Here is a 10,982-nt window from a genome sequence, read left to right on the forward strand (position 1 = left end):
TCGGACAAAAAGTCTAACCGAAGACGCCGGCGGCGTCCGCGGTGTGCGTCCTGACGGGGGCCGTCCCCGGTCGGGTAGCCGTCGCCACCAGCTACGATGGGTAGCCGAAGGGGAGTAGTTCCCGTCGCCGGGCCGTAGCGGCTGGTGACGGAGGTGCGTCGACACACTGGCCGGCAGGCCCGGTGCACCACCCGCACGCAGGGCGAGCGAGACCTTCGGTCAGGCAGTCACGACCTACCGTCGCACGAGTCGGCACTGACCGGGGACGCGGCCGTTCTCCTCGGTCAGGGCAATGAGGAGGACGATGCCCGCGGCCAAGTCGATCGGCGACCACCCGGCGAGCCCGCGCCCGCAACCCGGCCCCGCCGAGATCAAGCGCTGGCGGCAGTACCTCGCCGATGAGCGGGCCGAGGCCGCCGTCTACCGGGATCTCGCCCGCCGGCGGACGGGTGAGGAGCGGGCGATCCTGCTTGCGCTCGCGGCGGCCGAGAAGCGCCACGAGCAGCACTGGCTGGAGCTGCTCGGCGACGAGGTCGGGATGCCGCGCAAGGGCGGGATCCGCACCCGGCTGCTCGGCTTCCTCGCCCGCAGGTTCGGGTCGGTGTTCGTGCTGGCGCTCGCGCAGCGCGCGGAGGCGCGGTCGCCGTACAGCAGCGACGTGCACGCGACGCCGAGCATGGCCGCCGACGAGCAGATCCACGAGGAGGTCGTGCGTGGCCTGGCCACCCGCGGCCGGAACCGGCTGTCCGGCACGTTCCGGGCCGCGGTGTTCGGCGCCAACGACGGGCTGGTCAGCAACCTGGCGCTCGTGATGGGGATCGCGGCGAGCGGCGTCTCCAACCAGACGATCCTGCTGACCGGCCTGGCCGGCCTGCTCGCCGGTGCACTGTCGATGGGTGCCGGTGAGTACGTGTCGGTGCGTTCGCAGCGGGAGCTGCTCGATGCGTCCGCGCCGAGCCCGGACACCGGTGCCGCGGTGTCGCACCTGGACATCGACGCGAACGAGCTGGCGCTCGTCTACCGGGCGCGCGGGATGGCCGAGGCTGAGGCGGAGGCGAAGGCCAACGAGGTGATCACCGCGCACGGCAGGGACGCCGGCGTCTCCGCCGGTGCCGAGCAGGCGGGCGACGTGCACGAGGCGGTCGGCACCGGCTTGCGGGCCGCGGTGTCGAGCTTCTGCTTCTTCGCCTCGGGTGCGCTGATCCCCGTGCTGCCGTTCCTTGTCGGGTTCGAGGGCCTGGTCGCGGCCGGGACGGCCGCGGTGCTCGTCGGGCTGGCACTGCTCGTCACCGGCGCCGTCGTCGGTCTGCTCTCCGGCGCGCCGCCGCTGCGCCGTGCCCTGCGGCAGCTGCTGATCGGCTACGGGGCAGCGACCGCGACGTACCTGCTCGGCCTGCTGTTCGGCACTACGCTCGGCTGATGACCTCGATCCGATACGGCCTCAAGCTCAGCCAGCAGGCGACCATGGAGCAGCTCCGTGCCGTCTGGCAGCTCACCGACCAGGCGGGCTTCGACCACTGCTGGAACATGGACCATCTCGCCACCCTCGGCCCGCGCCAGGACGGTGACATCTTCGAGGCGTGGACCATGCTCGCCGGCATGGCCGCCCTGACCTCGCGGACGCGGCTCGGCTGCTCGGTCGCAGGGAACACGTACCGGCACCCGGCGGTGCTCGCCAAAGCGGCGGTGACCGTGGACCACCTGTCCGGCGGCCGGCTGGAGTTCGGTATCGGCTCGGCGTGGGCGGAGAACGAGCACACCATGCTCGGCCTGCCGTTCGGCACGGCACGTGACCGGGCCGACTGGCTCGACGAGTCCTGCCAGGTGATCCGCTCGCTGTGGACGGAGGAACGCACGACGTTCGCCGGTGCGCACTACCAGCTCGTGCACGCGATCGCCGAGCCCAAGCCGGTGCAGCGGCCGCACCCGCCTATCTGAATGGCAATGTATAAACTGACCCTAGCCGAGGAGGGTCAGCGATGGCAAGTCGGAAGAAGACCACGGGTCTTGTACTCGATATCTACGCGCGGGTCTCACGGGTCGGCGATGACCGACAGCGCTCCACCGAGGGGCAGGTGGACGACTGCAAGCTACGGGTTGCCGAACGCGGCGCCGTGGTCGGTGAGGTGCATATCGATTCGGGGCGGTCGGCGTGGAACCCGAATGTGAAGCGCCCGGATTGGGACCGGTTGATGGAGCGCCTGGAGTCAGGGGCGACCGGTGGTGTGGTGGTGTTCGACTTGGAGCGGTTATCCCGGCGTCCGATCGAGGGTGAGCGGTTGATCGCCGCCGCTGAGCGTGGTCTGGTCGTGCTCGATTCGGAGGGTGAGTACGACTTGACGACGGCGAACGGGAAGAAGGCGTTCCGCGAACAGCTGGTCAGTGCTGCGTACTACTCCGACCGGTTGTCGACGAAGGTCAAGCGCGGCAAGCGACTCAAGGCAATGAAGGGCGAGTCGAACGCGTCGTGGCGGGGGTTCGGGTTCCCCGGTAAGGATCTCAGGACCGGGGAACCGGTGTCGGAGGAGCAAGTGCAGCGGGAGCGAGAGATCCTGCGCGACCGAACCAGGCGTCTGTTGGCCGGGGAGAGTCGACACAGCATGATCAACGAGCTGAACAAGCAAGGCATTCTGACGTCCACCGGTGGGCATTGGACACAAACGGGATTCGACAACGTCATGCTCCGCCCGGCGAACGCCGGCCTAGTCACCTACGAGGGTGAGGTGGTGGGCAGGCTGCCGGGAGAGCCGATCATCAGCGAAGCGGACTACGAGCGCGTGGTCGCGTTGTACGCGTTGCGGCGTCGGGGTCGCCCGGCGTCGGATGTCTATCTCTGCACCGGCATCGTCTGGTGCGGCAGGTGCCGGCAGCGCACACTGTCGGGTCGCGCGCGCAGCCATTTGCCGCCGTATCCGGAGGATGGTGGGATCCGACGGGTGTACAACTGTCAGCCTCGCCCGCATCCCACCAACAGTGGCTGCGGCAAGCTCACAGTCGATCAGCGGGCGCTCGACAAGCATGTCGAGAGGCTGGTGATTGCCATCCTGGCTGACCCCCGGCATGCCGCGAGTGTCCAGAAGGCGGCGCGGCAGGTGGCCAGTGAGAAGGAGAAGCTGGACGCGGAGATCGCCGAGATCGAGCAGACCACCATCGAGCTCGCGAGCCGGTTGGGCAGGGGTGAGATCAGCCTGGCCCGGCACGATGCGGCCGTCGGCCCGCTCGACCGGCGCCTGGCCGCGCTCGAGGAGAAGCGGGCCGCGCTCGGCCAGGCGAGCGCGGCCGGTCCGATCTCGGCGGAGGAGATCAACGCGTCGCGCGCGGAGTGGGAGCGGCGGTGGAACGATGCCACTACCGACGAACAACGCAAGCTCATCCGCCGCGCCCTCCAAGGCCGCCGCCTGTTCGTGATGCCCGCCGACCCGCATGCGCCCCGCCGGTTCGACCCCAACCGGATCGTCCTCGAGGACGCCGAGAAGTCCCGGTAGCTGTCACCGGCCCACCGGCACGTGGACAGGTCCCCATGTTGCCCTGGGTCCTGCCCAACGCGTGCTGCGTCGCCGTGCGTCGTGCATGTCCCGTGCGGCGGCGAGGAATTCGCTGCCGCACGGTTGGCTGGCGCGCTATGGCGGTGGCGGCGGGCCTGCACCACCGGTCGGGAGCAGGCCGGCATGGGCGTTGTCGGAGTCGTCGACATGCACCCACACCACCGGGCGGCCGTCGTCACGCACGCTGGGGGCGACCACCTTCAGGCACTGCACCGGGTAGCCGGCCTGGACGAGTCGGTCCACCAGCATCCTGGCGACGTGCTGGGCAATGTCGAAGGCTTCGTAGACCGAGGGCAGGTTGTCCGCCGTCACCAGGCGCAACACCGTGTCCCCGATCATGGCCTCGAACGGTTCGGCTTTCTGGTTGTTTGGTGACTCGTCGTGCGTCGTCATGTTCCGGGGGCTCCTCACACGTGTTCCAGGTGGGGAGCCGACACGCCACCAGCGCAGCGCGGGGTTCCCCGATACCATCGGCATCGGGGAACCCCGCGAGGTTTCCCACCGGCCCACCCGGGTCCGTGCAAGGTGTCGGGTGGGCCGGCTGTGTCTTCGGGGGCCGCTCGACGTTGACCGCGCGTCGCGGGCCGGTGTTGGTGGTCCGTTCCTCGGGCGGTCGGCGTAGTGGTCACCAGGTCCACCCTGGTGACCGCCACGCCCGATGGTGTGGTGACCGGCAGGGCGGGCGGGTGTACCGGTCACCACACCAGCGCGCGGCGGTCAGGCGAATTCGCCTGCTGCCGCGCCGCGGACGAACGCCCGCCACTCGGCGTTGTCGAACACCAGGGGGTCACCCTGCGGGTTCGTCGAGTCCCGCACCGCCACGCCACCAGCGATCAGCGCGACCTCGACACAGTTGTGCGGGTTCGAGAAGCTCGACTTCCGCCACGTCGCGTTGGTCAGGTCGACGTCGTACAGCTCGGCTTTCTGCAGCTCGTCCATCTGGTTTCCTCTCGATCTCGGGGCACCGTCGGGTGGGTCACACCGGCGGGGAAGGGTCGGGTCCGTACCCGGCATCGGGGCTACCAGGCACGAACCCGACCCGGCTCTAATGCGGCGCAGCCTTGCTGCTGCGCCGTGCGTTGGTCAGGCGTTTCCGGGCGCCGTGCACGCGGCCGTCGCGGATCACCGCTTCGATCTCGGCGGCGTCGGTCGCAGTCACCTCTCCGGCGCGTTGTGCGCGCCACAGCGCGTCCAAGACGGCGAGCTGGTCACCGGTCAGCTCCGCACGCTCAGCGCGCCGCTGCGCGTAGATCGCAGCGAGGTGATCCGCGTCCATCACGCCGTCACCGCCTGCACCGTCACCACCCATCCCGTCAGTCACCCCCTTGAGTGGAAGGCAGGACAGCCGCCGGCCCAGGGGCATCGCGGCGACCGCCCCACCACGCTTTTCACATGACCGAACACCCGTTGACCCAGCGAGTGGGCCGTCGGCACCGCCGTCGTCCCAGACGATGTCTTCGACGGAACTGGCGGCCTCCGCCGTGTTGACGAGCACGGCGTCCTCCTTTCTCGACTAAGCGTTCGGGTGCGGTTACTGTGGTTCCACATCGTCGGATGTGGGAGGCGCTTCCGGGAGGGCGCAAACGGGGGCGCAAATGTGCAGTGGGGGTGGCTGCTGCGAACGTGAATGAGCGTCTTGCTGCCGTCATGCGCGAAGCCGGCTGCTCGAACAAGAGATTGGCTCGGCTGGTCCGCGAGACGGCGAGCAACTGAGCACGGACCACACAGCGGTAAGCCGCTGGTTGAACGGGAAGGTCCGTGCTCCTCGTGCAGCGGCGTACGTCGCGGAGGCGCTGAGCGCCGAACTCGGGCGAGAGGTGACCCTTGCCGATGTCGGGTTCGGCCACACGGCGGACCTACCGCCAGGTTTCGGATTGGTCTACCCATCGACGACGGTCGAGACCGTAACGACGCTCGAACGCCTTCTGCGCGCCGACATCGATAGGGCCTCCATGCTCGACCGACCAGCCCAGGGGACGGCGTGGCAGGAAGCGCCGTTGAGCTGGCTGGTGTCGACTCGGCGGCAACCATCGTCAAACGGCGGCGTGTCGGCGCTTCCGACGTTTCGGCATTCGGCGCCAGTGTCGAGCTCTTCAGTCAGTTGGACGCCACCCGTGGCGGTGGCTATGCTCGCGCCGCGCTGGTCTCATTCCTACACGGAACGCTGACACCGTTGCTCGATGGTGTGTTCAGCGAGCGCGTCGGACGCAGCCTGTTCGCCGCCGCTGCTGAGGCGACGCTCCTTGGCGCGTGGATGAGCTACGATGCGGGTCGCCATGGCTTGGCGCAGCGGTACTTCGTCCAAGCGGTCGGTCTGGCCGAAGATAGCGGCAGCCGTGCCTTGTCCGGGACCGTTCTCTCTGCCATGAGCCACCAAGCGACCTACCTCGGGCACGCACGCGATGCCGCGAACCTCGCAAGGGCAGCGCTGCTCGGTGCGTCCGCCACGATGAGCATGACGCAGCAGGCTCAGGTATACGCGATGGAGGCACGTGCACTTGCCGGGCTTGGCGAGGCGCGCGGCTGTGACCAGGCGCTCACGAATGCGACATCTGCACTGGAACGGGAAGACGCAGACATGCCCGCGTGGATCAGCTACTTCGACCAGCGCGAGCTGTACGCGGAGATCGGGCACTGCATCCGCGACCTCGGGCGTACGGCGGCGGCAGCGCGGTACGCTGAACGGTCCGTCGACGGTGGCTGCGGACCGCGCAGTGACTTCTTCGCAGAGATGGTGGCTGCCGACGCCTACCGCGCCGAGGGTGAGTACGAGCTGGCGACCACGACAGCGCTACGAGCACTGCGGCTCGGCGAACAGCTCGACTCCCGCCGCTGCCTGGCCTACGTCAACGACTTCCGCCGAAACCTGCCCACCGACGATGCCAGCGCCGTCGTCCGGGAGTTCATCGAGCAGGTCGAGGACTACCCGCTCTGGCAGCAGACCGACGAGTCGGTCCCATGACAGTGCGGTCAGTACGGCGACCAGTCCTTGCGTGAGCCGCCGGCGCGTAGTGCGTGGACCCGTTTGCTGACCTCCCGAGCCGTTCGCTGCGACTCGCCGGATTTCTGCGCCAGCCACGTCACCATCAGGAGTTCTCGTAGGTCACACAGCATCTCGTAGGCAGGTGAGGATCGTACGTCGTATCCGTACGTCCGTACGAACGCCTCGTACTCTTCGGTGGAGTGCCAGCCGAACCGTTCGTAGTACAAGGCGGTCAGCACCAGGTCCCACTCCCGAGGTCCGACCGCGAACCCGTCGAGGTCGATCAGGACCGGTCGGCCGTCGCGGTCGTGGACGACATTGCCGATGCTCGCGTCTCCATGGACGACACCCGTGGGCAGTTCGAACGACGCTTGGTCGTAGCGCTCGCGGAGACTGCTCAGCCATTCCCGCAGGAAGGCGCGGTCGCCGTCGGTGACTGCCGGCGCGCTCTCGATGTGCTGAGCGCCCCGAATGAACGGGTCCAGCTCGGGCAGTTCCAGTGTCGCCGGCTGTGACAGTTTGTGCAGGTCACGGACGATCTCCGCCACCTCTACGACCGTCGCATACTCGTCTTCTTCGGATACCGACACCCAGAACGTCACCGGGGTTCCACCGACCAGCACCGGCTGCTCGACGGGCAGAGCCCGCACCGCCGGGAATCCCTCCGACTCCAGCCAGCGCGCCACCTCAACCCCCGTGCGGACGCGCTCCGAGCCGTCCCGCGCGACGCGGGCAACCACACGGTCCGGCAACCGGAAAACCGCATTCGAGCCCATACGCAGCAACTCTGCACCTGTGGAGTCGACGCTTACCTGCTCGCATGCCGCCGTGAGCTTGGCCAGCGCCGTGTCCGGTGTGAGCGTGTTCCTGTCCGATCGATCAGCCACGAACATCGAGGCTATCTGGCAGCACGCTCAATATGACAAGCACGTGGCTTCTACAGTGGCATAGGCCACGAGTGATCGCTCGCAGGATGATCGAGCCAGACGTACCGGTTCTCGGTCGCTTCGAGCGCGGTGATGCTCTACCGGGTGCGGTGCGGCCGGTCGAGGGCATGCCACCGCCGTACCGCGTGTTCGGGCGTGTCCCACGGTGGGTGACTGGCTCGTTGGAGCACCGGCCATGACGCGGGAGCTTTTGGCGTGAGCGCTGCTTGCGCGAGGCTCGCTACATCGGCGACGGTGACGGTCTTGCCGAGCCGGGGATGGTCGCTCGTACCGAGCATAAGCCCGGGCAGGTGTAGGTGCAGGAAATGCACCAGGTTGTCGTCGGGGTCGAGGAGCTGGGTGGGGTCGACGTCGGTGATGCCGTCGTGGGTCATACCCGTCGCGGGGATACCGAGTATGCCGCCACCAGCGAGGGGATTGGTGAGGTCCGAGCGGAGCGGCATAAAGCTCACCGGTGCGCGTCGAATCGACCGGTGACCTCGTCGGAGCTGGTCTTTGTGCTGACCATGAGCGCGGCATCGTGCGGGCCGGCCAGGGTGCGACGAGCTACCTGTGGGTGCGAGTTGACGTTTCCATTCCGACGGGATATGGGAGACAGCGTACTTTGCCAGGATCGCGTCGTAGGGACCACGGCCCGCCACACCTGCGTAGCCGTCGCCGGTGACGATGGTGGTTGGTAGTCGAGGCCAGTTAGCCGGTCACCAACAATGCTGGTGAGCTCGGGGTCGAGGTCGATCGTGGTGCGTCTGGGGGACGTTCATCGCAGCAGACGCGGCGAGAGAGCGAGCTGCCGTGGCTTGTACTCGGCATCGGCGAGCGCGGACGGGTGATTGACCCATCGCGCTGGCAGCGACCGAGGACGCCGCCGACGCCGACGCGGGCCTGGGACCGCGAGAACCGCAGTTCCGGACCGGACAACCCTTCGGGCATGGCGAAGTCGCCGGGACGCCTGTAGTACACCGACCGCACACCGTCCAGTGTGAACGCACTGTCGCCGTCCACCCTGTGGACCCACCATGCGGTATCGAGCGCCGTGTCGAATTATGCGGGCATGCTCAGCTGTTGCGGGAAATCCGCTGGATCCAGCCAGGCGTACTCGCGTCCGCGCATGGTGAGCTGCTCGGGAGCGTAGTCACCGCGCGGAGACGATGAGCACGTCGGTCACGTTAGCCGTCCGGGTGTAGTAGGTGTCCGGGACGGTCTTGCCGTCACGGCTGGTCTGCTGCACGTGCAGCTGCTGGGTACGCGGCGTGCGGTGCTTCCCCGCCTCCACCACACTGGTCTCCGGCACCGCACCACGCAACCGTACGGTCGGCGCACTCGGCGCCTCGTCGCGGGGGACCGGCGAGACGCCGGCATCGGCGGGTTCGCGGACATCACAAGGCTCCCATCACTTGATGTGCTCAACGGGCGCGACCCGTCTGCTTGACCGGCGTCAACGTGTAGGTCAGCTGGGTGTCGTCGGCGGTGTAGCGGGTCTCCTCCATCGCCAGCACCCGTCCGGCCTCGTCGGTAGTGGTGCGGCGGGTGATCAGCATGGGGATGTTGTCGCCGATGCGGAGGGCGGTTTGGTCGTCGGGTGAGGGCATGCGCTGGCGATCGCCGATATCGTCACGGAGCGGCAGCTGACCGAGTCGATCGTGTGCAATGTGGACCTGTGGGCGTCGTGCATCGGCGGCGCCGCGCAGGAGGACGCCTACCGGCACGCGATCGAGTCTGCCGGGCTGCGCGTCGAACAGGTGCGCACCAACCCCTATGCCTTCATCTCGCCGAGCGCGCGCAACGCCACGTCTACCTACGGGGTCAAGAGCATCTCGCTGTTGGCACGCAAGACCGCCGAGAGCTGAGTAGGAGCTGTCGTGGCTTCCGAGGAGCTGAAGAAGAAGCAGAGCGTCATCTGGGGCTTCGGCCCCTATGAGCGGCTGCCGGAGCATTACGCATCGCTGGTCGATCATCTCGCCCGTGCCATCGCGGTGCGGCTCGCCCGCGCCGGCGCGACCGTCACCGGTGTCGATCTCGCGCCCGCCTTGATCGAGACCGCCAAACGGATCGCTGCCGAGGAGGGCCTCGCGATCAGCTACCAGGTCGGTGACGCCGAGCTACTGCCCTACGAGGACAGCGAGTTCGACGTCGTGGTGTCGAGCATCGGTTCGATGTTCGCGCCGGACCATGCCGTCGCACGCGAGCTCACGCGGGTGTGCCGGGCTGGTGGTCGGCTCGGACTCGCGCATTGGAGCCCGGATCGGGGGGGTAGTGGACATGTTCATGGTGATGGCGCCCTTCATGGCGCCGCCGCCCGGCGCAGGCTCGCCGTTCCGTTGGGGCGATCGGAAACATGTCGAGAACCTGCTCGGCGCGGCGTTCGACCTTCGTTTCGAAGCGGGCGACGCGCCGCAGCGCGGCGAGTCCGACGAGGAGATCTGGCAGCTCTTCTCCACCGTCTACGGCCCGACAAGAACCCTCGCCGAGTCGCTCGACCCCGGCCGCAGAGGCCAGCTGCACCGCGTCTTCGTCGAATTCTTCGAAGGCCACCGAACCTCCGACGGAGTGCACCAGTCCCGTCCTTACTCGATCGTCCTCGGCACGAAGCACGACTGATCACCCCCCCGGACAGGACAGTGCAGTCATAGCGGCTTATCGTAAAGGCCATACCCGGAGATGATCGACACGTGGCACTACCGGATGGGTGACGGAGAAGCAGACCCGCTGGTCCACGTGTCTGGGGCGGGTCTACGTGTCGAAGTTTAGCGTTGCTCGATTGACGTCTGGGCGTGCGTAGCGCAGGAAGTCGGCGCCGGCGAGCTCCGCGTGGCCCATGGCGGTGGCAGCCGAGATGCCGAGCATCTCGGCCAGGACACTCGGTGGCCCTTCGCGGACGAGCTGCCGCCAGGTTGTAGCGCGTGTCGGTTGGGCGGGCACGTCCATGCGCTTGCCCTCGGGCTGGCCATCGTCACCGGTCCGCTCGCCGAGGACTTGTGGGGTGGTTCCCTCTCCGGCACCGTCGCGGGCGTTTGGGACGCCGCCGTGGGACAGCTCGTGACGGGCTACCACCGGGCCTTCGCAGTTTTCACGGCTATCTCGGCGTCGCCGCCTGCCTGGCGAGCCGGCACGTGGGTGTTGCCGCCGTTCCGCGGACGGGCAGAAGTCTCCGCGACGAGGCACGCGTGTTGACCGCACTAGGACTTGATTCTAGAATCAGTATCTGATTTAGTCATCGTCGACTCTGATACCGCTCTTCGGGGGCAAGTGACCACCGACGTTCGTACGCGACGCGTCGAACGGAGGCGAGATACGGTGTTCGTGCATCGAAGGGAGAGTCGGATGACTCTTTCAATACCTCGCTCGATACTTCGCCACAAGGTAGCGACGGTGTTGACCACTGTCCTCGTAGCGGTCTCGGCATACATCAGTGATCTAACCTCTCACCACTGTCCGATATCCCGGGACGGCTCAGGAGGGCGACTCGACAGAGAGCCGTGCGGATCCTGAGGACTAACAACTCGGTAC

Annotated in this window: 12 protein-coding genes; 6 read left to right on the forward strand and 6 right to left on the reverse strand. The window is 67.7% G+C overall.

Annotation, left to right across the window (positions count from 1 at the left end):
• Positions 1-304 precede the first annotated feature (304 nt).
• Genes GEV07_20535 through GEV07_20545 form a run of 3 tightly spaced genes read left to right on the forward strand, consistent with a single transcriptional unit; the run spans position 305 to position 3,485 of the window.
• On the forward strand, positions 305-1,420 hold the full coding sequence (locus tag GEV07_20535) for a rubrerythrin family protein (protein ID MQA05003.1): 1,116 nt from the start codon (positions 305-307) through the stop codon (positions 1,418-1,420).
• Positions 1,420-1,938 carry an LLM class flavin-dependent oxidoreductase gene (locus GEV07_20540; protein MQA05004.1) on the forward strand — a complete coding sequence of 173 codons (519 nt, stop codon included), beginning with the start codon at positions 1,420-1,422 and terminating at the stop codon, positions 1,936-1,938. Before GEV07_20535 ends, GEV07_20540 begins: the two co-directional genes overlap by 1 nt.
• Before the next feature lie 41 nt (positions 1,939-1,979).
• The gene (locus GEV07_20545) at positions 1,980-3,485 is read left to right on the forward strand and encodes a hypothetical protein (GenBank protein ID MQA05005.1); all 1,506 of its coding nucleotides are present in this window, start codon (positions 1,980-1,982) and stop codon (positions 3,483-3,485) included.
• A 135-nt stretch (positions 3,486-3,620) separates the two neighbouring features.
• Here the strand turns inward: GEV07_20545 and GEV07_20550 are convergent, their stop codons facing one another.
• The 3 genes from GEV07_20550 to GEV07_20560 form a co-directional block, all read right to left on the reverse strand.
• The gene (locus GEV07_20550; GenBank protein ID MQA05006.1) at positions 3,621-3,938 is read right to left on the reverse strand and encodes a hypothetical protein; all 318 of its coding nucleotides are present in this window, start codon (positions 3,936-3,938) and stop codon (positions 3,621-3,623) included.
• 324 nt (positions 3,939-4,262) lie between these two features.
• Positions 4,263-4,484: a DUF397 domain-containing protein gene (locus tag GEV07_20555; protein ID MQA05007.1), complete on the reverse strand. Its 222-nt coding sequence runs from the start codon at positions 4,482-4,484 to the stop codon at positions 4,263-4,265.
• A 106-nt stretch (positions 4,485-4,590) separates the two neighbouring features.
• Positions 4,591-5,040 (reverse strand): hypothetical protein, encoded by a 450-nt coding sequence (locus GEV07_20560; protein ID MQA05008.1) that lies wholly within the window; start codon positions 5,038-5,040, stop codon positions 4,591-4,593.
• A 534-nt stretch (positions 5,041-5,574) separates the two neighbouring features.
• Between GEV07_20560 and GEV07_20565 the strand changes: the two genes are divergently transcribed.
• Positions 5,575-6,507 (forward strand): regulator, encoded by a 933-nt coding sequence (locus GEV07_20565; protein MQA05009.1) that lies wholly within the window; start codon positions 5,575-5,577, stop codon positions 6,505-6,507.
• Positions 6,508-6,515: 8 nt separating this feature from the next.
• On the opposite strand, the gene GEV07_20570 is transcribed toward GEV07_20565, so the two are convergent.
• The 3 genes from GEV07_20570 to GEV07_20580 form a co-directional block, all read right to left on the reverse strand.
• Entirely contained in the window at positions 6,516-7,421 is a 906-nt protein-coding gene (locus GEV07_20570; protein ID MQA05010.1) for a phosphotransferase, read from the reverse strand.
• A 131-nt stretch (positions 7,422-7,552) separates the two neighbouring features.
• Complete coding sequence (locus GEV07_20575; GenBank protein ID MQA05011.1) at positions 7,553-8,143, reverse strand: hypothetical protein; 591 nt, start codon at positions 8,141-8,143, stop codon at positions 7,553-7,555.
• A gap of 735 nt (positions 8,144-8,878) precedes the next feature.
• Positions 8,879-9,064, reverse strand: coding sequence for a UTRA domain-containing protein (locus tag GEV07_20580; protein ID MQA05012.1), 186 nt, complete (start codon positions 9,062-9,064; stop codon positions 8,879-8,881).
• 51 nt (positions 9,065-9,115) lie between these two features.
• On the opposite strand from GEV07_20580, the gene GEV07_20585 reads away from it, so the two are divergent.
• Positions 9,116-9,322, forward strand: coding sequence for a hypothetical protein (locus GEV07_20585; GenBank protein ID MQA05013.1), 207 nt, complete (start codon positions 9,116-9,118; stop codon positions 9,320-9,322).
• A 12-nt stretch (positions 9,323-9,334) separates the two neighbouring features.
• Positions 9,335-10,105, forward strand: a complete 771-nt coding sequence (locus tag GEV07_20590; GenBank protein ID MQA05014.1) for a methyltransferase domain-containing protein — start codon at positions 9,335-9,337, stop codon at positions 10,103-10,105.
• Positions 10,106-10,982 lie beyond the last annotated feature (877 nt).

Source organism: Streptosporangiales bacterium (genome assembly GCA_009379825.1).
Lineage (GTDB): Bacteria > Actinomycetota > Actinomycetes > Streptosporangiales > WHST01 > WHST01.